Raw genomic sequence first — 19054 nt, forward strand, 5'->3', positions numbered from 1 at the left:
TTTTCTGCGGTACACCGCCGAGGACGTTCGCGATCAGCATCCGTCTCTGAGCGTCTGCGCCATCCGATCTTGGACCTTCTTCGCGATCGCGAGGTGGAGCGCCTGCCGCTCGGCGGAGTTATCGGGGTCGCCGGCGTCGCCGCCCATCGCGTCGCCGAGGAGGGTGAACGCCTGTCCGATGCGGTAGGCGATCTCGTCCGCCCAGATGTCGTACAGCTGGTCGACGGCGGCGCGGTCGCGGTGGACCGCGCCCTGGAGGTGGGTGGCCAGCAGACCGGCGATGATGAGTTCGACCGGCACGCCGCCGTCCGCGATGTCGGCGGGGACGGCGCGGCGCGCGGCGTCGAGCACGGGCCGCCAGGTGTCGTGGTCGGGGCGCGGGTGCTGCGGGCGCTCGGCTCGGGGAAGGCGGGGAAGGCGGACCATCTCGGACTCCTCGGGTGGCGGCTTAACTTGAGTAGATAGGATAAGCGTCATGGCTGACGGACCGCAGCGCATCACCCGCCACCTGGTGAAGGTGCTCGACGCCCTCCTGCAGGCCGACGCCGACGGCGTCGAGCTGCACGGCTGGGTCATCGTGAAGAAGGCGCACCTCTGGGGCCCCACGGTGTACGGCAACCTGGACCGCCTCGAAGACTGGGGATGGGCCACCGGCCACTGGGAGCCGCTCGAACCCGACGACAACCGCCCGCGCCGCCGCCTGTACCGGCTGACCGACACTGGCCGCGCCGAGGCGCGCCGCATCGTCGACGAGCGCGCGGAGGCCGCGTCATGAACGTCACCTACTGCCTGCACACGTCGTCGGTCATCACCGTTGGCTTTGTGGAGGTCATCACCTGCCCGGAGTGCGCCGCGGACCGCGGGCTGTGCCTGACCACGTCGGGCGGCGGGCAGCCGGTGACCGGCTCATGCCCGGCCGGGCACGTCTGGGACGAGCAGCGCGTCACCGGGTTCGAGGTGGAGCGCACCGCCATTGAGGGCGCCGTCGAGAAGGCGCTGGACGACGTCAGCCGGCCCGAGCGCTGATGTCGCCCAGATCCGGCCGGTCGGCGGCTTCGCCCGCCCGCCGTCGGACTGCCGGTTTACCGTGGCGCCATGAGCCCCAGGTCGCCGCGCGGCGAGCACCGCGCCATGTGGATCGTCGTCGGTGAGATGGCCGTCGCCACCGCGGTCATGGCGGGTGTGTTCGCGTACCAGGCGACCGCCGGGCCGCTCACCGACAAGGCGGGGCTGCTGGTGGCCGGTCTCGTCCTGGTGGACGTCGCCATCGTGGCCAACTGCGTCGCCCGTGCCTTCAAGTGGCTGTTCCGGGCATGACCCGGGGCGGGCGCGCCACCCTTGAACTTGGACGTTAACCGACCATACAATGCACGTGTGCCCGGTTGAAGCGCCCGGGCCCAGCCGCAAGGAGCCTCATGGCCACCGCTCTCGACGAAGCCACGCTCGCCCACCTCCCCACCGGAGTGCACGCCACCGTCCTCACCGCCCAAGACCCCCGCAACCTGGAAGTGGAGCGGATCGTGGTGTGGGGCGACCCCGTCAGCGACCTCTGCCCCCGCTGCGGCGAGCCCATCCCGGACCGGGGCGTGCCCGTCTACCTGAACGGCAAGGCTTGCGACGGCGGCGAGCTGGTGGACCGCGACCTCAAGCACGGCTGCGGCGAATGGCTCGCGCAGTTCGCCGTCCTCGCCGACGAGGAGGACGACGTGCCCGGCAAGGCGGACATGGTCGCGCGGGCGCGCCGCGAGGAGCTGGCCGAGGCGAACGGCCGTATCCGCCGCGGCCTCCTCCGCGACTTGAAGAACGCGCTGGAGCGGGTCGCCGACGGCGAGGACCCTGACGACGTGACCACCGGCACCAACGGCACCCCCGGCATCTACAAGGACTGGCTGGACGGGTGGCTGGCGTGGGGCGACACCGCCGACAGCGAGGGAGTCATCACCGTGTACGCGTACGACGTGCAGACCGCAGAGGACGGTGGAGCATGAGCATCCCCGAAGACGACGAGGGCAGCCGCCGGCTCGCCGCCACCTGGCGGCACGACCCAGACGGGCCGGTCCTGTTCGCCGGGTACCCGCTGTCCTGCCCCGGATGCGGGGCCACCGAGGGCCTGGCGTTCTGGGTGTACCCGGAGGCGGAACTGGTGCACGCCGAGCACCTGTGCGTGCCGTTCGACTCGCGCCGGTTCGGGCGCAAGAGCGTGATGCGGCGCTGGGACGAGCCGCGCGTCACCAAGCAGTACGTGCGGGAACACGGCGAGAGCCTGCTGTCCCGGTTCAACACGCACATGCTCCCGCTCGCGCTGGAGATCCGGGCGCGGCGGGAAGCCGCCGCGAAGGAGGCCGGAGCGTGAACGTCATGGTGTGGCTGGTGCAGCCCGGACGGATTCCGCCGCCGGACGGCCCCGAGCGCGTCGCGCTGCTCGTCCGCCGCCCGGCCGCCGCCGGCCTGCCGCCGCTGAGCCGCGGCGACGTCATCCAGTACGGCGGGCACCGGTACCCGGTGCTGCGGGTGGAGTGGCAGCTCGGAGACGACGAGCTGGACGACGCCGTGACCGTCCACTACGTCGTCGGGCAGCCGCGGCGGCCCGACAAGCAGGACGTCACCCCGTTCTACGACCCCGCGAACCCGGGGGTCGGCTCGTGAGCGCGCCCGTGAGCGCGCCGGTGGTGCTGCGTGCGTCGTCGGCGTGCGCGGCGTGCGGGGAGCGGTTCGTGGTGGACGTGACGTGCGGGCTGGAGGCGCTGCCGGACGGCACCTATTCGCTGGCCGGGGCGCAGCCGAAGGTGGCCGCGCGGGAGACGGCGACGTTCGAGTGCACGGTGTGCGGCGCGACCGGCCGCGCGCTCCCCCTCGGCCCGCTCGCGCAGTTGAAGGCGCTGCCCGTCGCCCAGTGCGGGCACCGCGCCGCAGCCACCCACTATCCCGGTGAGGGCCACGACGGCACCGTATGCACCGGTTGCTGCCTCGCCTGCCAGACCGAGCACATGGCCAGGAAGAACCGGGCCGCGCAGCCCGACCCCACGACCAGGAGAATCCCGTGACCACTCAGCTCGCCAACCCCATCACCATCGCCCAGCTCGCCCTCGCCGGCGACGACGGCATCGACGTGCCCATGCTGGTCGGCGGCCTGCACTGGCGCGGCAACACCGTGCACGTCCCCGCGCGGCACGCCCTGCTCCTGCACGGGTGGGCCGCCGAGCGCGGCATCAGCCGGCACGCCGACGTCGCGGTCAACTCGGTCCAGAGCAACCCGCGCCGCCTCGGCGCCCAGGACACCGGCCCCACCGCGCCGCTCACCGCCGAGGAGGCGGCGCGCATCTCCACCGAGTTCCACGCGTCGGGGTGGGGCTTCCGGATCGTCACCGCGCAGGAGGTGTGGTCCGTCGCCATCACCCAGTACGGCGACGTCCAGACGAACGACCTCACGGCCGTCCCGGCGCTGACCCCGGACGACATACCGTCGCGGGACGACGCTCAGGTGCCCGCCGACATGCTGCGCACCGTCACCCACCGGGCCAGCGCGCTCAGCCGCGCCGCGTGGGACGCCACGGTCGCCAGGGACGTGGCCATCCGGGACCTGTTCGCCGCGCACCCGAACCTGAGCGTCAAGCTCACCGCCGAGATCACAGGGCTTGGCGAGGACCACATCGAGGACATCAAGGCCGGGCGTTGGTCGCGTTGAAGCGCATCCGACGACGTGCCGCGGCTGCCGCTGGTAGGTGGTGAGCAGTGACGGAACTCTGGTTCTGCGTCTTGACGCTGGAGCAGCCGACCTCGCGCGGGGAGATCACCGGTACGCGTGCGGAGGTGCTGGAGCTGGCACCGGGCACGACGCGGCAGCAGGTCTACGACCACATGCGGGGTCTGTTCCCGCCCGAGTTCTCGCACCCCACCACCATCCATTTCTCGGTGGAGCGCGACCAACTCCCGATCGGCGGTTCGCCGGCCGCGATGAACCACCAGAACATCGCCCCCGGCGCGTAACGCGGCGCGAGCAGCAACCGACCGGCCGACGGCGGTACCGGCGGGTAGGAACTCGCGCTATCGCCGACGGGCCGTAACGTGCCGGGGGCACGCGGGGTGGAGGCACGCCCCGCCCAATCCAAGGAGAAGACGATGCCCACCTTCCAGTACGCCGTGGAGACCAGCCACGACGGCGACATATGGATGCCGCGCGACGACGAATCATGCGGCGTCGTGCGCAGCAACGACCCCGACCAGGCTGCCCGCGACATCCTGGCGGGCCTGCTGGACGACGTGCCCGACGACGACTGGCAGGGGCACTGGCGGTGCGTGCTGTGGTCGGAACTCGGGCCGATGCCGCCCGCCGACGAGGCCGCCGCCATCGCGACGTGGGAGGCGCCCCGCGTGGTTTGGTCGGTGGTCCGCGGCCCCGCCCGGGGTGCGCACGCCGTCGACCCCGCCGTGGCTGGGATCGAGGTGGACGACATGGTCCTGGAGTGGGCGGTGGACAGCGGGTTCGACGCCAACGACGCCGAGATGGGGCTGCGGGTGACACTCTCCGATCTGGAAGGCCCGATCGAGGGGGAGGTTGTGGCGTGGTCGAACTGGCCGGCGAACCGCACCGAGGCGGCTCTCCTCACCAAGGCGCTCGCCGCCACCACCAACACCAACGGGGAGAAGTAAGCATGCTGTTCGGTACCACGGCCGCCCGCGAGACGGGCGAGCACTACGGCGTCACCATCCGCGGTGACCACGAGCTGGACACCTACGTGGCGAAGGGGCATGTGCCGCTGCTGCGGTTCCTGGCCGCCGCCAACAAGTACGAGCGGGAGGAGTTCGACGGCGGGCTGTGGCGCGGCGACCTCGCCGAGCTGTTCCCGCGCTGCGCGTACGCGTGGGCGGTGTCGCCGACCGGCAAGTCGCTGACCGATCCGCGGCGCGCCGAGGTGCAGGACTTCTGGATGATCACCGACCGGCGTACGTCGGAGGGGATGCCGGTCACGGTCCTGTCGTTCGCGTTCCCGAAGCGGGTCGAACTGGCGTGGGAGCCGCGCCCGGACCTGGAAGCGGGTCTGGTCGCCCGAACCTGACCGGGCCTGCGGGGCGTCACAGAAGGTCGGGGGCGGCTGCCAAAATAGGTGCCGCCCCCGACCTCTCTCTTCTCTTCTGGTGGGTGACGTGCGCCTGTGTGACCACAGCCCGGCTTCGATCCGTGCGGCGCTTCCGGCGGCTCGGCGCCCGGAGTTCGACGTGGCGTATCTCGCGGCGCTGGCGCGCGCCGGGAACACCTTCGACCTGGCGGAACTGCACCGGGTGGTCGCCGAGTGGGCGCGGGCCGCGCGGCCCCGCCGCGAGTAGCGACACGCTCACCGACCCCACAATGCACGAGATGCCGGGGCGGGCCTGGCAGGCTGTGGCCCTCTGCACAGGATGGTCCTCCCGCGCTCCCCAGCGCGGGAGTTGGCGGGGGAGACCTGGACGCGGCCGTTGCGTGTCCCTGTGGAGCCCGATCTGGTCTCCCCCGCACCCCTGACCTGCGGGTTGGACGGTAACCGACTCCACAATGCACGGCCCGGCCTGTTACCTTGATATCGAGGTAAATGGCTATGGGACTTGCGCGACCGTTCAACCACCCGGCCCGTCAGCTCACCGACGACTCCCGGACCGACGGGGTATGCAGCATCTGCCAGCAGCCCGTCAACTGGTCCTTCAACCGGCTCCGGCACACCGCCGAGGCATTCCCCGCGGACCTGCCGCCCGTCACCGAGTCCGAGGCGTTCCACGCCCTGGTCCACGTCATCCGCGACGCGCTCGACGACCTGCCGCCGTGGGAGGTCACCGACGACGACCGGGCCCGCATCGCCGCGCAGCGCATCTTCGAGGCGGGCGCAGCCCGCACCCGACGCTCGTCGTGGCGGCCGTCCCGGCTCCGCCGCGTTGCCTAGTTGCCGAGTCACCGAACGGCGGCGGCTGCTTCAATGGGCGCCGTGCTCGTGTACAAGGCTGCGCAAATGGACTGGCAGCGCAATCAGCCGCGGTCGTTCGTCCCCTACGGACAGCACTACGAACGCGGCGTCTGGTACACCGCCGCCTGCGCCCTGCCGAGCAACTGCTGCCCGGACGGCGTGCAGCCGGTCGACGAGACGCTGGGCGTTCACCCCGACGGCAACTGCGGGTTCTGGTCCTTCGCCGACCGCGAGGCCGCCATGACCTTCCTGGCGGTCTTCTGCGACGACGAGCGCACCCACCCGCAACTGGTCGTGTGGGAGGCCGAAGCCGAGACCGTCATCCCCGTCTACTTCCCGCACGGAACCGTGATCCGGTCCCGCCGGATCCGCCTGGACCGGCCGATCGCGTGGAACGCCTCTCCTGCCGGCCTGCGCTCGCCGCACCGGGAATCGGGGCCCAGGAGTCCTGAAGCTACGGCGGGCCGCAAGGTAGCGGTGGCGGCTAACTCTCCGGCTTCTGCATGTTCAGGATCGCGCCGTCCTTGCGAAGATTCTCGAGGATGACCTGCTCGGTGCGGCCGTAGATGATGGCGACCTCCATCGGCGGCAGTCCCATCTCGGCCATGTCGACGATGATGGGTTCGCCGGCGGCGAGCCGCGTCACGTTCTCGCCCGACAGCCCGAGGATGACCAGCGGCCGTCCGTCCTTCTTGCTGGTGGTGGTCGCCTTCAACATGGGCCCCACAATAAGACGACGCCCCGCCGCCGTCCCGGTGTTCCCTCCGGGGCGTGGGGTGCGGGGCGCCGTGCGCGGCACGCGCGTCGCCGATCCTCCCACGCCCCCTACGTGCGTGTGACAGTGTTTCGGCATGATTCCACCCACCGCACACGGCCGAGAGAACACCGACACCCAGCGGATGGCGCTCACGATGGTCCGCGGGTTCCTGCCGCTGCGCGCCGCGGACATGCCGTGGAACGGGCATCTCAACGACCCGGACGCCGACACCGCCCTGGAGAACATGCGGGCAGTGTTCGCCGGCGACGAGGAAGAGCGGGCGATGGCGGCCACGGCACTCGGCCGCCTGGGCGCCGTCGGGCTCGTACTGGTGTTCACGCGCGCCAAGGCGCGGGACGTCAACGCCGCCGCCGTCGAGTGGCTGCGGAAGCGCATTATCTTCATGTCCAAGCACGCCGATGAGGGCGCCTCGCACCACAGCGAAGTCGTCGCCGCCCGCATCGTGCTGGCGCTCGCGCCCGAGCTGAACCTGCCGAAGGGCCAGGACACCGAGGACGCCCCGGCCGCAGTCGTCGCCCTGCTGGACGACGACTGGTGGGAGACGATCGAGTCGCTCGGCCTGTTCGCCGCCGAGATGTTCGTGCGCGCCTTCGACACGGTGGAGAAGGCCACCGAGATGATCGACGAGCAGCTTGTGCCGCTGCTGGCTTAGGCGGAGACGGGCCGCAACGGGGCTTGAGCAGCAACCGAACGGAAAACGGCGTTAGCGAGCCGGCTCAGGCGGAGTTACCGCCGTTGGCCGTTCGGATGCGGGTGGCGTGGACCCTGTGGGCTTTCCGTTCGGCGGGGCTGGCGGTGTCGGCGGTCGGCCGGGTGCGGTGCGGGTGGCGTGGGAGGCTATTTCTTTCGGGGGATCGAGGGGTCTTCCAGCAGGTCCAGGTAGGAGTTCCACAGGTGTGCCAGGGAGGCTCCGATTCCGCCTTGGCGTTGGTGTTGGCGGAGGCGCTGGTCTCCGAGCTCGCCCTCGTGCTCGAACAGGCGGTTCAGGTGCAGGGTGGCGTCGGCGGCCGCCGCGGCCGAGTCGGGGAGCACGGTGTAGATGATCAGCGCTTTCATCGCGGTGAGGACGACCTCGGCCTTGGCCATCATGGGGTCGCCTTCGGCGAACAGGAGGGTTTCCCACAGCTCGTTGATCTCGTCGTATCGCTGGGCGGGGGACCCGATGAGCGCGTCCAGTTCATCGGCATCGAGGTTGGTGAACCGCTCGCCTGCAGTGCTCATGGGCACGTCCTCATGGTGGGGGGCTGATGGGTGGTGTGCTGGTCAGCGGCCTGGTGGTGGCTGTTGTTCGGCGGTTTGGAGGCGCGTGGCGTACACCCGGTGGGCCTTGCGTTCGGCCGGCGCGGCGCCCTCGGCGGCCAGGGCGGCGCTCTGGTGCAGCGCGGCGAGGTGGAGGGTCAGCGGGGCGGTGAGGCGGACCGAGTGGCCTTGGCCGCGGCGGATGGTCCGCCCGGCCGCGATCGCCTGGCGGATGGTGTCGTCGCCGGCGGCGTGGAGGTGGTCGGCGAGTAGGCCGGGCAGGTCGAGCGTGACCGGGGCGTCGGCAACGGGGCCGGGCGGTTCGGCGGGCTCGGGGGCGTCGAGGTGTTCGGGGAGTTGGCGGGCGCCGGCGGCGTCCAGGACGCGCCGGATGGTCTTGGGCGCGACGTGGTGCCGGCGGGCCAGGGCCTTGACGGCGGTCCCCTGGGAGTAGGCGGTGACGACGTCGGCGGCCGCGGCGTCATCGAGGGCGGTCGGGCGGCCGAGGGTCTTGCCGGAGGCCTCGGCGGCGGCGACGCCCTGGCGGGTGTTCTCGCTGATCATGTCGCGCTGGAACTCCAGCACCGAGGCCAGCACGTTGACCATCATCTTGGTGCCGGGGTCGTCGGCGGCCAGGTCGATCCCCGACAGCAGCCCCGACTCCACCCGCAGGTGCAGGCCGCGGCGGATGAGGACGGGCCGCAGGGCGAGGATGTCGGCGACCGAGCGGAACAGGCGGGCAGCATCGGCGATGCGGATGGTGTCGCCGACGGCGGCCTCGTGCAGCAGCTTGGTGAACCCGGCACGGTCCAGGGAGAGCCGGCGGCTGGAGGTGGCGGGGTCGTCGTAGACGGGGGCGCCGGAGGCCAGGAGCGCGGCCAGGGCGTGCCGCTGGCGGGCATCGGTCTGCTTGTCGGTGGAGTGCCGCAGGTAGACGCGGTCGGCCATGCCCGATCGGTTTCCCTTCCCGCGGTGGCCCGGGAGGTCGTCCGGCGGGCTCTGGCGGCCATGTTAGGGGGCGAAAAGGAGGGGCGGAAGCGGGGATCGGATCTGATTGGATCGGCTCGGGGTTTCGGCAGGTCGGGCGCGGGGTTCTCATTGGATCGGCGGCGGGGGCGCAGACGACCGATTCCGCCCCCGCCACCGATTAGCCTCTGGGTAATCGGTGGGCATGGAAGTGGGTATTTTCTGGGCACGCCGTGAGAGACTGGGGTCATGGCCCCTTCCGAGACGTCCGTCCGTGATCAGGAGAGCCCGCTGCTGGAGTTGGCCGAGGAGATGCGGGCGCTGGTGCGGTACGGGCTGCCGGTCCGCGCCGACCGGGCGGGCCCGCATCTGCTGGCCCTGCCCGCCGTCCGCGCCCGGGCCGTGGACCCCGCAGACCGCGCCAGCCTCGCCCGCGCACTGGAGTTGGCGCTGCGCGAAGAGCTGGACCGGCTGAACCACGAGCTCGCGCCCGCGGCCCGGCTGCTGCTGGGCACCGATCCGGCGACCGCGGGCGCGAGGCTGACCGTGCGCCGCCAGGCGGCGGCCCAGGCCAGCGGGTACGAGGTGCACCACTTCCGCAAGCGGATCGAACCGAAGATCTGGGACCTGCTCACCGGGCAGCTCGGCCGCGCCGGCGACGCGTCGGTTCTGGTCGCGCCCGTCCTGCATCCCGCCCGCCGGCCGCTGGTGCTTCCCGCCGATGTGTTCGCCTGGGAGGCCGTCGAGCATCAGCAGGCGCTGGCGGCCCTGTGGGGCGCGGTGTACCTGCTGCGCGCCGAACTCCTCGCGGTCGCCGCGCTGGTCAGCATGGACGCCGACCGGCTCGCGCTCGATGCGGCGGCCGAGAGGGCGCTGTGGCGGCACGCGCTGGTCCTGCACGCCGCCGCCTCCTACCGGGCCGCCTACGGCCAGGTCCTCCTGCACACTGCCGCCGACTACGGCCAGGTCCTCCTGCACACTGCCGCCGACCCCGGCCCGGCCCCCGGACCCGACGAGATCGCCGCGTCGGCCGGCTGGACCCCGGAGCTGACGCCCGCCCAGGAGCTGCTCCTGGCCGAGCTCGCCGACCCCGAGGCGGGCCTGCCCGGCTTCGCCACCGCCCTGACCGCCGCCCGCGGCGGCCGCGAGCTCGCCAAGTCCTGGCGGGCGGCGCTCACCGGCCGTACCCCCGAGGGGACCGGCCCCGACCAGGAAGAAGAAGGCTCATGAGTCTGGAACAGCTTCTCGACCCGTCCACCCCGCCCCGCCGCTACGTCATCACCGGCGGCCCGTCCTCGGGCAAGGAGGGCGTGTTCGCCGAGCTGCACGCCCGGGGCATCCCGGCCAGTGAGGGCGAGTTCGCGCGGGAGATCTACCGCAGGCACCGCGACCGGCTCGGCCGCCACCTGCAGGTCGGCGACCGCCGCGCCTACTCCCGCGACGTCCTGGAGGCGTTCGTCGCCGAGTACTGCGACCACACCTTCGGGCTGCGGTTCTACAACCGGGGCATCCCCGACGGGTACGGGTGGGACGCCTTCTTCGGCCTCGGCCCCTACCCCGAACTCGAGGAGGCCTCCCGCGTCTACCGCTACGACGCGGTGTTCGTCCTGGACGCGCTGCACGACTTCGACTCCGAGGACGACCTGGTGTGGGCCAAGGAACGCGAGATCCGCCGCGTCCACGAGCTGATCATCCAGGGCTACTACGACGCCGGCTACCGGCCCATCTTCGTCCCGGCCGACGAGGCCGCCCGCCGGGTGGAGTTCATCCTCGCCCAGCTCCCCATCCCCACCCTCTGACCGGGAGGCATCCCGTGAACGGCGACAGCGTGGAGATCATCAGCCCCAACAACGTACTGGCCAACGCGATGCTCCGCTCGGTGGACATGGTCCGGCCCCGCCTGCAGGCGATGGGCCCCGACCGGGTCGCGTTCTGCGTCGGCACCCAGATCAACGGCGCCCCGCACCTGGGCACCTCGCTGGTGCAGACGGCGGCGTTCCTGCTGGCCAAGCAGACCAAACGCGCGTTCGGCGTCGACACCGTGGTCCGGTTCGGCGCCCTGGACAACGCCCCCTACGACGTGCAGCTCGACCCCGAGACCCACCACGCCTACCAGCAGACCTACTTCCACGCGCTCGGCGCTGAACGGATCGAGGACCTGGTCGCCAAGTACTACCGGAGCATGTTCGACTCCCTGGCCGACGCCACCGGCGTCGACTACGAGGTCGAGACCTACACCAGCCAGCAGGCCAGCCCGGAGTTCCGGCACGAGTTCCTGGCCACCCTGGGGCGGCTCGACCAGATCCGCTGGCCGCTGGCCCCCTCCCACGGGCAGGTCCACCTGCGGTTCCCCTGCCCGCAGTGCGGGTGGGCGGAGAAACGCGCCGAGCGCACCGAGCTGCTGCGCACCGGGTCCGGCGGCGCGGACTTCGCCGCGGTGTGCACCGACCACGGGCCCTACGAGGTGGCGGTCACCGCCGACACCACCACCTACCTGGACCTGGCCACCCTGTACCGCAACCTGGTCAAGGAACGCCTGGCCGCCCGCGACCACGTCACCTTGTCGGTGATGGTCAAGGGCGGCGACTGGGCGTTCGGCTGCCAGCTCGTCGACGAGGCCTTCGCCCAGCTCCCCAGCCTGACCCCGCCGCCCCGGGTCTTCACTCCGATGGTGCTCACCGACACCGGCGCGAAACTGTCGAAATCGCTGATCCGCGAGGGTAAGGTCGCCCCGCCGCCCGGCGCGCGCCCGTGGATGCTGGACGTCACCGCGTGGGAGGGCGACACCGACTCCTACGTCGACGCCCTCGTCTGGCTGGTCGGCAGGATGCTCGCCGACCCCAAGCACTTCTACCGCTCCTACACCACTGCCGAACTGGACAAGCTCATGGCCGCACGCCCGACCGCCACCACACCGGGCCTGCGGGCCCGCGAGATGAACCTCTACCGCCGCTACTTCGACCTCGTCGCCGCAGGAACGAAAACGATCGAGGTCCGGGTGCAGTACCCCAACCTGCGGCGCCTGGCCGCCGGCGACTACATCCGCTTCGTCTGCGGACGCGACGACGCCCTCACCCGCGTCAAGCGCGTCGCCCGGTACGGCTCCTTCGAGGAACTCCTGGACACCGAGGGCCCGGACAAGGTCAACCCGGCCAGCCCCCGCGACCAGCAACTCGCCAACATCCGCCGCATCTACGGCCCCGAGAAGGAGGCCCTGGGGGTGCTGGCCATCGAGATCGAGCTCGTGACCGGCCCCACGACCTGATCCGTCCGGCCACCTGACCTGCCGCGATGCGGTCCCGGCGCCCGCCAGGTGTCACAGCTCGTCGTCGTCCTCGGCGGCGTCGGGGTCGCGCAGGTCACGGATCGCGCCGGGCGCCAGCTCGGGCAGCACGAAACTGTAGGCGCCGTGGACACCCAGGTGCCGGTTCACGAACGGCGAGAGCCGGGCCATGTCCTCGTCACGGACCGGGTAGCCCTGCGCCTTGAGCTGCCGGACGGCCGCGTCGAGGTAGACGGTGGTCCACAGCACGACGCAGTTCAAGACCAGCCCGAGGACGCCGAGCTGGTTCTCCAGGCCCCGCTCATAGCGGTGGTACAGCTCGCCCTTCTTGCCGTGGCAGATCTTGCGGGCCAGGGCGTGCCGGCCCTCCTGCAGGTTGCGGACGTGCTTGATGTCGCGCCGGTAGGTCTCGTCGGTGTCGATGTAGGCCAGGATGTGCAGCGACTTGAAGATCCGGCCGTAGGCGGCGAAGGCCTCGCCGAGCGCCGTGGGGTGACCGTCGCGCTGCAGCATGGTGACCACGTCGTAGGCGCGGACGGTGCCGGTGTAGATCGAGGCGACCACCCGCAGCATGTCCTCCCAGTTCCGCCGCACCTTCCGCAGGTCGATCTTGCCGCGGGCGAAGGTGTTCAGCGGCCCGTAGTCGGCGTCGGCGTTGATCCGCCAGCCCTTCTGATCGGGCAGGTCGGCCAGCGCGGGCCGGTAGGAGATGCCCAGCAGTTCCAGCAGCCCGAAGACCACGTCGGAGTAGGAGCCGGTGTCGGTGACCACGATCTCGGGCAGTTCCCCGCCGTCCAGGCCGAAGATGACGTCGACCATGTGCAGGGAGTCGCGGATCGTCCCGGACACGACCTTCGCGCCCCGCCCGATCCCTTGATCGTTCATGGCGTTCAGCCAGGTCATACCGCGCCGCGATCCGAAGAACTTGCGGTTGGGGCGGGCGAACGCGGCCGGGACCGGGACGATGAACCGCATCCCGTCGACCGCGGCGACCATCCCGCCGCCCCACGCCCGCGCCAGCCCGAGCCTGGCCTGACGGGCGACCAGCGGAAGGTTGGCCGGGGCGAGAGTCTCGGGCCGGAAGTAGTTCTGGAACACGTGCGACAGCCGTGAGCGCTCCAGCGCGGGCACACCCTGCTTGGCGATCGGCCGGTACCCGACGTTCATCGAATGCGCGGCCAGGCACGCCGCGATCGAGATCGGCAGGTCCTCCAGCCGGGACCGGCCGCCCGACACCGCGGTGAACGCCTCCGCCACCGCCGGCTCCCACGACATCACCTCCAAGATGACCTCGGGCAGATCGACCCGCGGCAGCATCGCCGTGGTCCGGTCGCGCAGGTCCACCAGCGACGGCGGCTCCTCCACCGCCTTCACCCCGGTGAGGTGGATCTTCCCGGCATCGTCCACCCGCACCTCGGTGTTGGCCGCCAGGCCGCCGCCGACGTGCCGGTAGGCCGCCTCCAGCGTCACGGCGTGCTCGGCCAGCAGCGCGTCCGGATCCTCGGGCAGGCCCAGGGTGGTCAGCACATCTGGCCGGACCGCCTCCCACGCCGGGCCGGCCAGCAGCGAGGCCTGCGGGTTGCGCCACTTGGTCGAGGCGTCGGCGTAGATCTCCCGGCGCTTCAGGGCCCGGTAGAACTGCTCCAGCACGCAGAAGGTGTAGGCGTGCCGGTTCACCGCGCCGCCCTCATGCTCGGGGTGACCGAACACCAGCCGCTTCCACGGCCCGTTCACCACGCCATGCTCGATCGTCCGCGCCGGGATCAGCGGGGCGGTCAGCCGGCTGCGGTAGGCCAGCACGTCCGGCAGCCCCTTCATCGCCGCGAGGATCGCAGAACCCTCGGCGTTCGCGCCGAACTCGATCACCCTGGGCAGCAGCTTCAAGAACCCCGACACCGTGGTGTACCGGCCGACCAGCTCAGACCGCCAGTCGTCGGGGTCGGCCGCATCAGCGGGCGGGACGCTGTCGCTGACCACCACCAGCGCCGCCCGCAGCTCCGCACGGGACACGATCGCCTCGATCGCCTCCCACACCTCCGCCACCCGCGGCTCCTCGTCTTCGCCGCCCCACCCGTCGGAGTCGAACAGCGCCTCCACCGCGACCGCCAGCCGGGCCGCGGATCTGGCGAGCTTGGGGTGCTTGCGGACCGTCTCCTTGTTCGCCGCCGTCTGCGCCTTGTTCAACAGCTCGGTGGCCATCAGCAGGTCCAGCAACTCCAAGGTGTCATCGACCGACTTGGCCTCCAGGAACCGCACCGTGGCCAGCAGCGTCGCCAGCCGGCGGCCGTCAGGGTGACGACGAAGCTGGGACGCGTCCGCGCTCATCCCGTACCTGGCCAGCTCCGCCAACCGGCGCGGCGGCACCAGCGCCTCGGCGCCGAGCTCGGCCGTACCCAGCCCCATCACCTCAGCGACCTGGTCCAACGCCTTGATCATCGTCGGCCCCGACCCGCGCGGCGCCGGACCCTTGCGCCACCGTTCCAGATCCGACACCCGCGACCCGGGCGCCACCTCCAACAGCTGATCCAGCACGTACCGCTGCCCCACCGTCAGCAGGCCCTCCAGCACACCCCACAGCCGCTTGGTGGTGTCGTCGCGGACCTGGGCCACCAGCCGCGCCAGCGTGCTCACCCCCGGAAGCAGCACCTGCCGCTCCCGCAGCCACCCCGCCGCGTCGTTGAAGATCGCCTTCGGACCATCACCCGTCGTCCACGACCGGGCCGCCACCCACGCCCGCAGCTCCGCCTCAGCCGCCGATAACTCGATCAGCCCGTACGCCTGCCGGATCTCCCACTGGTGATCCAGCTTCGTCTTGGCCCGCTCGGTATACCTCTTCACCTGCGAGGAGTCCGCCACCACGAGCTGCTCGGCGACGAAGTCCAGCACCGCCACCGGCACATCAAGGGGATCCTCCAGAAACGTCCCCAGCCACCGGACGGTCACCAGCTGCAGGCTGAACCCGAGCTTCATGTGATCGCCGCGACGACGCTCCACCAAGGCGCGGTCCTCGTCATCGAGGAAGAACACCCGCTCCAGATCACCCTGCGACACGGTCCCCGCGTACCGGCCGAAGGCCGCCGCCTCATCATCCGTCAGGAACTCAACCGGCATACGCCGCAACGTAGGGCACACCCACACACGAACGACACAGAGTCACTCAACCGTTACAAGATTCGCCCGCTGGTCCGCTCCACCCGCATCCGAACGGCCAACGGCGGTAACTCCGCCCGAGCCGACTCGCTAACGCCGTTTTCCGTTCGGTTGCTGCTCAAGCCCCGATTCGGTCGGCGATCGCGGGGTTCGGCATGGCCGAGGCGGTCCTGGTCACGCCGCCCAATCAACGGCGAGGCGGCTGAGGGGCTTGTCGATGAGGAACCGCGGGTCGGTGGTCTTCAGCAGGTCGCGGTGGGGGTCGGTGGCCATGCGGAAGCCGGGCTCGGGCGCGTTGTTGCCGTAGGTGCGGTTCCACTCGGTGATCTCGGTGGCGACCTGGTCGGTGAGGGCGGCGGCGCTCGGGCCGTGGCCGATGGCGCCGATCTCCCAGTACCGTCCGGCGGTGTCGTCGCCTTCGCGGACGGTGAGGTAGGCGAGGCTGTCGGCGTCCAGGGCGGCCATGGAGCCCCAGCCGAAGTGCGGGGTGAATCCGGGGCGCCGGCCGGGCATCCTGGACAGGCCGTTGGGCAGGACGCACGCCAGCCACAGGTAGACCCACTCCCAGGTGGAGCCCTGTCGGAACTTCACGCCGGTGTAGATCTTGTGGGAGGGCTGGTCCAGGATCGTGCGCATCGCTTCGCGGTCGACGTGCTGCTCGCTGTAGGTCTCCAGCCGGATGTTGCCGTCCCCGGCGTGGGGGATCAGGGTGCGGACGTCGTCGCAGACGCCTTTGCGGAGCGGGACGAACGTGGCCATCTCGCACGAGGTGGTTCGCCAGGTGACGCCGTCGCGTTCGAGGGCGAACGAGCGGGAGATGCTGCCGCGGATCCGCATCGGGATGACTAGCCGCCCGCCGGGGGCGAGCTGGGCGAGCACGCCGGTGGGGACGTCGGCGGCGCCGACGGTGAACTGGATCCGGTCGTAGGGGCCGTGCTCGGGGAGCCCGGCGGCGCCGTCGGCCTGCAGCACGGTCACGTTCTGCGCGCCCGCCGCGGCCAGGCGGGCGGCGGCGTTCGCGACGAGGTCCTGGTCGACGTCCAGCGACCAGATGTGCCCGTCGGGGGTGACCAGGCGGGCCAGGAGCGCGGCGTTGTAGCCGGTCGCGGCCCCGGCCTCCAGGATGTTGTCGCCGGGTTGGGCGTCGAGTTGTTCGAGCTGGGTGGCGACGATGGAGGGCGCGGAGATGCAGGAGATCATCTCGCCGCTGGCGTCGTGTTTGATCGCGACGGCGTCGTCGGCGTAGGCGGCCTGCGGGTCGGCGTCCGGGATGAAGGTGTGCCGTTCGACGTCGCGGAACGCCTGGATGGTCGCCGGGGTCCGCAGGTAGCCGGCGTGGGTGAGCCGGGCCACCATGGCGGCGCGGAGCTCGGCGGGGTCGGCGGTGGTGGTGATGGTGGTCTCCATCTCGTTGAGGTTAGGGTTCGGCGGCTTGAGATCGCTGGTGAACACGGCGGCGGTCTGCTCATGAAGGGCGCCGTGCTCGGCAGGGTCGTCGAAGCCGGCGTGTCGGCCGAGCCTGCCGGCCGGCGGCCTACCGGCCTCCACCGGCGGGGGCCGGGGAACAGGCACGCGTTCGCGCCGCTACTGACTCCGCCGCCTACGGCCTCGGCGAGCACTCGGCCCGCGGTGTGAAGGGTCGTCGCGCTCGATGTTCAGCAGCGCTAACCCGAGCCTGTGCGAGGGCCTGGGGGCGGGGGCGCGCCGACCGTGCTCACGTCGCCGGTCAGGTTCACCGTGCTGGTCGAGCTCACCGTGCTGGTCGTGGGTGCGACCTCACCGGGACGACGATGCTGTGCGCCCGTCCGCCGATCCGGCCGTCGGCGGTGGCGCATCATGCAGGACCGTGACTGGGGTCGGCGAAGTGGGCGCGCAGCAGGTCCGCGTCCAGGTAGCGGGTCATTCATTGGAAGGCCCCCCGGGTTGGTCCAGGCCCGAGAGGCACGCCTCACCAAGGGCGCTCACACGGGGTTCGTGTGTGAGTTGTGGTCTTGCGGTGTTGTTCTCCTAGTGCTCGCTACGGTGGCGTGCGTGAGAACTCTTGCCCCGCTGATCGCGGACACGCATCTGCTCCTCAGCGTCCCTGATGGGCGGATACTGATGATGATCCGTTCTGGCACCGGCTACATGGACGGCCACGCCGGGCTCCCGTCCGGTCATGTGGAGTCCGGGGAGAGCGCTGACGCCGCAATCGTCCGGGAGGCCAAGGAGGAACTGGGTATCGTCGTGCAGCCCGACGATCTGAGGTTCGTTCACGTGATGCACCGGCGCAGCGTCGATGAGCCGGGCAGCCGGGTCAGCTTCTTCTACTCGGCCGCGACTTGGGTGGGCGAGGTCGTCAACGCCGAGCCTGCCAAGTGCGCGGGGCTGGTGTGGGCCGACCCGGCTGGCCTGGATCAGGTGCCGGTGCCGGTCATCGGATACATCGCCGATGCCGTCGCGGCCGTGGCCGCGGGGGAGCGCTACAGCGCCTGCGGCTGGTGATGCGGGGTCAGGGGGTGAGGAGGAGGTAGGGGTATCCGCGGCGGTCGCGTTCACCGAGCAGGTCGTCGCCGACTTGCTTGACCGCGTCGGTGATCGCCGTGTCGGCTTGGTCGAGGTCCCCGGCGCCCTTGTATTCGAACTCCACGAACGCGCCGAGGCCGGCGACGTCGTCGATAGCGATCTCGACATCGCCGAGCATCCAGCGTTCGCGGTGCTTGTCGACGGTGACCAGGGTGGTGAAGCCGAGCGCGTCCAAGAGCGCGGCGACTGCTTGCCTGTCGGTGATCTGCGATTCGAATTCGTTGGCGTGGGTGGCTTCGGCTGCGCCGAGCGGGAGCCACTGCTTGAAGTTGATCGACGCCGACACTGCCTGGTGGCCGTGGTGGTCCTCGCGGAGCCGAAGCCACTCGCTGATCGGGGCGCCGTCGGCGTAGCCGTCGAGGAAGTCGCGGGCCGGGTGGTTGTAGTACACGTCCACCTGCCGGGTGTGTCCTTGCCGGGCTGCTCCGGCCGCCAGCAGCCGCTCGCGCAGGGCCGGGCCGTCGGTGACGGCGTATTTGCGTTCCACCTCGGTGTTTTTCATGCGGTCTCCTTCGTGGTGTGGCCGCCGCCGGGATCGGTGACGGCGGCGGTGGTTTCGATGAGGCGGGTGACGTGCCCGGCGATGGTGTGGAGGTCCTGCAGACCGTTGATCACCGGCACCTGCCGCAGAGACGCCCATGCCAGGTACTGGCGCCGCACCCGTTCCAGGTAGGCGCTGCCGCGGGTCTCGAACCGGTTGGCTTGTGTGCTGGTCTGCTGGGTCAGGCGGGCGGCCGCGACCTCGCCGGGCACGTCCACCAGCACCGTCACGTCCACCGGCAGCGCGCCGGCCAGGGCGGCTTCCAGGGCGCGCAGCAGGAAGGGTGAGGAGCCGGCGACTGTGCCGTAGGCGACGACCGCGCCCGCCCAGCGTTCCAGCACCACCAGTTCGCGGGCGGGCGGGCACCGCTGCCCGGCAAGTGCGGTGGCGGTGTGCAGCCGCGCTGAGGCGAACGCGAGGGTCTCGGCGTCGGCGCCGAGGGACTCGGCCGCCATGATGGCGCTGCGGAGGGCCCCGCCGAACCGGGTGTGCTGCACGGGATCCAGAGCGACCGCTTGGCCGCGCGTCCACATGTCGACCAGGATGGCCGCCAGGGTGGACTTCCCGCAGCCGTTCACGCCTTCCACACAGACGATCAC

The 19054-nt window shown here is 71.2% G+C and carries 27 protein-coding genes; 19 read left to right on the top strand and 8 right to left on the bottom strand.

Going from position 1 to position 19054, the window contains the following annotated elements:
* Nucleotides 1-33: 33 nt before the first annotated feature.
* Complete coding sequence (locus J4709_RS29600; protein WP_208245245.1) at nt 34-426, bottom strand: hypothetical protein; 393 nt, start codon at nt 424-426, stop codon at nt 34-36.
* Nucleotides 427-475: 49 nt separating this feature from the next.
* Between J4709_RS29600 and J4709_RS29605 the strand changes: the two genes are divergently transcribed.
* The 14 genes from J4709_RS29605 (at nt 476) to J4709_RS29665 (ending at nt 6479) form a co-directional block, all read left to right on the top strand.
* Entirely contained in the window at nt 476-775 is a 300-nt protein-coding gene (locus J4709_RS29605) for a PadR family transcriptional regulator (RefSeq protein ID WP_208245246.1), read from the top strand.
* Nucleotides 772-1026, top strand: a complete 255-nt coding sequence (locus J4709_RS29610) for a hypothetical protein (protein ID WP_208245248.1) — start codon at nt 772-774, stop codon at nt 1024-1026. Before J4709_RS29605 ends, J4709_RS29610 begins: the two co-directional genes overlap by 4 nt.
* Nucleotides 1027-1095: 69 nt before the next feature.
* A complete protein-coding gene (locus J4709_RS29615) occupies nt 1096-1317 on the top strand; it encodes a hypothetical protein (RefSeq protein WP_208245250.1) in 222 nt (73 codons plus the stop codon).
* Between the two features lie 98 nt (nt 1318-1415).
* Complete coding sequence (locus tag J4709_RS29620; RefSeq protein ID WP_208245252.1) at nt 1416-1988, top strand: hypothetical protein; 573 nt, start codon at nt 1416-1418, stop codon at nt 1986-1988.
* Nucleotides 1985-2353: a hypothetical protein gene (locus J4709_RS29625; RefSeq protein ID WP_208245254.1), complete on the top strand. Its 369-nt coding sequence runs from the start codon at nt 1985-1987 to the stop codon at nt 2351-2353. The genes J4709_RS29620 and J4709_RS29625 overlap by 4 nt, the downstream gene beginning before the upstream one ends.
* Nucleotides 2350-2646: a hypothetical protein gene (locus J4709_RS29630; RefSeq protein ID WP_208245257.1), complete on the top strand. Its 297-nt coding sequence runs from the start codon at nt 2350-2352 to the stop codon at nt 2644-2646. The genes J4709_RS29625 and J4709_RS29630 overlap by 4 nt, the downstream gene beginning before the upstream one ends.
* On the top strand, nt 2643-3044 hold the full coding sequence (locus J4709_RS29635; RefSeq protein ID WP_208245259.1) for a hypothetical protein: 402 nt from the start codon (nt 2643-2645) through the stop codon (nt 3042-3044). Before J4709_RS29630 ends, J4709_RS29635 begins: the two co-directional genes overlap by 4 nt.
* Nucleotides 3041-3685 (top strand): hypothetical protein, encoded by a 645-nt coding sequence (locus tag J4709_RS29640; protein ID WP_208245261.1) that lies wholly within the window; start codon nt 3041-3043, stop codon nt 3683-3685. The genes J4709_RS29635 and J4709_RS29640 overlap by 4 nt, the downstream gene beginning before the upstream one ends.
* Nucleotides 3686-3732: 47 nt before the next feature.
* Entirely contained in the window at nt 3733-3987 is a 255-nt protein-coding gene (locus tag J4709_RS29645; RefSeq protein WP_208245263.1) for a hypothetical protein, read from the top strand.
* 132 nt (nt 3988-4119) lie between these two features.
* Entirely contained in the window at nt 4120-4650 is a 531-nt protein-coding gene (locus J4709_RS29650; protein ID WP_208245265.1) for a hypothetical protein, read from the top strand.
* 2 nt (nt 4651-4652) lie between these two features.
* On the top strand, nt 4653-5057 hold the full coding sequence (locus J4709_RS29655) for a hypothetical protein (RefSeq protein WP_208245267.1): 405 nt from the start codon (nt 4653-4655) through the stop codon (nt 5055-5057).
* Between the two features lie 88 nt (nt 5058-5145).
* Nucleotides 5146-5325 (top strand): DUF6247 family protein, encoded by a 180-nt coding sequence (locus J4709_RS53740; protein ID WP_307801644.1) that lies wholly within the window; start codon nt 5146-5148, stop codon nt 5323-5325.
* A 248-nt stretch (nt 5326-5573) separates the two neighbouring features.
* Nucleotides 5574-5912: a hypothetical protein gene (locus J4709_RS29660; protein ID WP_208245269.1), complete on the top strand. Its 339-nt coding sequence runs from the start codon at nt 5574-5576 to the stop codon at nt 5910-5912.
* 42 nt (nt 5913-5954) lie between these two features.
* Nucleotides 5955-6479 (top strand): hypothetical protein, encoded by a 525-nt coding sequence (locus J4709_RS29665; RefSeq protein ID WP_208245271.1) that lies wholly within the window; start codon nt 5955-5957, stop codon nt 6477-6479.
* Here the strand turns inward: J4709_RS29665 and J4709_RS29670 are convergent.
* Nucleotides 6418-6651, bottom strand: coding sequence for a hypothetical protein (locus J4709_RS29670; RefSeq protein WP_208245273.1), 234 nt, complete (start codon nt 6649-6651; stop codon nt 6418-6420). The two genes, J4709_RS29665 and J4709_RS29670, sit on opposite strands and share 62 nt — an antisense overlap.
* Nucleotides 6652-6784: 133 nt before the next feature.
* Here J4709_RS29670 and J4709_RS29675 point away from each other — a divergent pair, with 133 nt between their 5' ends.
* Entirely contained in the window at nt 6785-7363 is a 579-nt protein-coding gene (locus J4709_RS29675) for a hypothetical protein (RefSeq protein ID WP_208245275.1), read from the top strand.
* A 185-nt stretch (nt 7364-7548) separates the two neighbouring features.
* Here the strand turns inward: J4709_RS29675 and J4709_RS29680 are convergent, their stop codons facing one another.
* Both J4709_RS29680 and J4709_RS29685 read right to left on the bottom strand, forming a co-directional pair.
* Nucleotides 7549-7932: a hypothetical protein gene (locus J4709_RS29680; RefSeq protein ID WP_208244899.1), complete on the bottom strand. Its 384-nt coding sequence runs from the start codon at nt 7930-7932 to the stop codon at nt 7549-7551.
* Nucleotides 7933-7974: 42 nt separating this feature from the next.
* Nucleotides 7975-8898, bottom strand: a complete 924-nt coding sequence (locus J4709_RS29685) for a recombinase family protein (protein WP_208244900.1) — start codon at nt 8896-8898, stop codon at nt 7975-7977.
* Nucleotides 8899-9165: 267 nt separating this feature from the next.
* On the opposite strand from J4709_RS29685, the gene J4709_RS29690 reads away from it, so the two are divergent.
* From J4709_RS29690 to J4709_RS55805, 3 genes are read left to right on the top strand one after another with little or no spacing between them, the layout of a single operon-like run.
* A complete protein-coding gene (locus J4709_RS29690) occupies nt 9166-10146 on the top strand; it encodes a serine/threonine-protein kinase (protein WP_208244901.1) in 981 nt (326 codons plus the stop codon).
* Nucleotides 10143-10715, top strand: a complete 573-nt coding sequence (locus tag J4709_RS29695; protein ID WP_208244902.1) for an AAA family ATPase — start codon at nt 10143-10145, stop codon at nt 10713-10715. The genes J4709_RS29690 and J4709_RS29695 overlap by 4 nt, the downstream gene beginning before the upstream one ends.
* A gap of 14 nt (nt 10716-10729) precedes the next feature.
* Nucleotides 10730-12181 carry an ASCH domain-containing protein gene (locus J4709_RS55805; RefSeq protein ID WP_307801628.1) on the top strand — a complete coding sequence of 484 codons (1452 nt, stop codon included), beginning with the start codon at nt 10730-10732 and terminating at the stop codon, nt 12179-12181.
* Between the two features lie 51 nt (nt 12182-12232).
* On the opposite strand, the gene J4709_RS29705 is transcribed toward J4709_RS55805, so the two are convergent.
* Both J4709_RS29705 and fxlM read right to left on the bottom strand, forming a co-directional pair.
* Nucleotides 12233-15310: a Tn3 family transposase gene (locus tag J4709_RS29705; protein ID WP_208245277.1), complete on the bottom strand. Its 3078-nt coding sequence runs from the start codon at nt 15308-15310 to the stop codon at nt 12233-12235.
* A 213-nt stretch (nt 15311-15523) separates the two neighbouring features.
* Entirely contained in the window at nt 15524-16756 is a 1233-nt protein-coding gene (fxlM, locus tag J4709_RS29710) for a methyltransferase, FxLD system (protein WP_208245279.1), read from the bottom strand.
* A gap of 624 nt (nt 16757-17380) precedes the next feature.
* On the opposite strand from fxlM, the gene J4709_RS54980 reads away from it, so the two are divergent.
* Nucleotides 17381-17833 carry an NUDIX hydrolase gene (locus tag J4709_RS54980; protein ID WP_208245281.1) on the top strand — a complete coding sequence of 151 codons (453 nt, stop codon included), beginning with the start codon at nt 17381-17383 and terminating at the stop codon, nt 17831-17833.
* Between the two features lie 7 nt (nt 17834-17840).
* Here the strand turns inward: J4709_RS54980 and cyaB are convergent, their stop codons facing one another.
* Nucleotides 17841-18416 carry a class IV adenylate cyclase gene (gene cyaB, locus J4709_RS29720; protein ID WP_208245292.1) on the bottom strand — a complete coding sequence of 192 codons (576 nt, stop codon included), beginning with the start codon at nt 18414-18416 and terminating at the stop codon, nt 17841-17843.
* Entirely contained in the window at nt 18413-19054 is a 642-nt protein-coding gene (locus tag J4709_RS29725) for a dTMP kinase (protein ID WP_208245294.1), read from the bottom strand. The genes cyaB and J4709_RS29725 overlap by 4 nt, the downstream gene beginning before the upstream one ends.

The sequence above is a fragment of the Actinomadura violacea genome (assembly GCF_017573465.1).
Lineage (GTDB): Bacteria > Actinomycetota > Actinomycetes > Streptosporangiales > Streptosporangiaceae > Spirillospora > Spirillospora violacea.

Bases quoted from the DNA above. Each gene is read 5' to 3' on its own strand.
- J4709_RS29600 (WP_208245245.1), bottom strand. From the start codon at position 426: ATGGTCCGCCTTCCCCGCCTTCCCCGAGCCGAGCGCCCGCAGCACCCG.
- J4709_RS29605 (WP_208245246.1), top strand. From the start codon at position 476: ATGGCTGACGGACCGCAGCGCATCACCCGCCACCTGGTGAAGGTGCTC.
- J4709_RS29610 (WP_208245248.1), top strand. From the start codon at position 772: ATGAACGTCACCTACTGCCTGCACACGTCGTCGGTCATCACCGTTGGC.
- J4709_RS29615 (WP_208245250.1), top strand. From the start codon at position 1,096: ATGAGCCCCAGGTCGCCGCGCGGCGAGCACCGCGCCATGTGGATCGTC.
- J4709_RS29620 (WP_208245252.1), top strand. From the start codon at position 1,416: ATGGCCACCGCTCTCGACGAAGCCACGCTCGCCCACCTCCCCACCGGA.
- J4709_RS29625 (WP_208245254.1), top strand. From the start codon at position 1,985: ATGAGCATCCCCGAAGACGACGAGGGCAGCCGCCGGCTCGCCGCCACC.
- J4709_RS29650 (WP_208245265.1), top strand. From the start codon at position 4,120: ATGCCCACCTTCCAGTACGCCGTGGAGACCAGCCACGACGGCGACATA.
- J4709_RS29655 (WP_208245267.1), top strand. From the start codon at position 4,653: ATGCTGTTCGGTACCACGGCCGCCCGCGAGACGGGCGAGCACTACGGC.
- J4709_RS29660 (WP_208245269.1), top strand. From the start codon at position 5,574: ATGGGACTTGCGCGACCGTTCAACCACCCGGCCCGTCAGCTCACCGAC.
- J4709_RS29670 (WP_208245273.1), bottom strand. From the start codon at position 6,651: ATGTTGAAGGCGACCACCACCAGCAAGAAGGACGGACGGCCGCTGGTC.
- J4709_RS29675 (WP_208245275.1), top strand. From the start codon at position 6,785: ATGATTCCACCCACCGCACACGGCCGAGAGAACACCGACACCCAGCGG.
- J4709_RS29680 (WP_208244899.1), bottom strand. From the start codon at position 7,932: ATGAGCACTGCAGGCGAGCGGTTCACCAACCTCGATGCCGATGAACTG.
- J4709_RS29685 (WP_208244900.1), bottom strand. From the start codon at position 8,898: ATGGCCGACCGCGTCTACCTGCGGCACTCCACCGACAAGCAGACCGAT.
- J4709_RS29690 (WP_208244901.1), top strand. From the start codon at position 9,166: ATGGCCCCTTCCGAGACGTCCGTCCGTGATCAGGAGAGCCCGCTGCTG.
- J4709_RS29695 (WP_208244902.1), top strand. From the start codon at position 10,143: ATGAGTCTGGAACAGCTTCTCGACCCGTCCACCCCGCCCCGCCGCTAC.
- J4709_RS29705 (WP_208245277.1), bottom strand. From the start codon at position 15,310: ATGCCGGTTGAGTTCCTGACGGATGATGAGGCGGCGGCCTTCGGCCGG.
- fxlM (WP_208245279.1), bottom strand. From the start codon at position 16,756: ATGGAGACCACCATCACCACCACCGCCGACCCCGCCGAGCTCCGCGCC.
- cyaB (WP_208245292.1), bottom strand. From the start codon at position 18,416: ATGAAAAACACCGAGGTGGAACGCAAATACGCCGTCACCGACGGCCCG.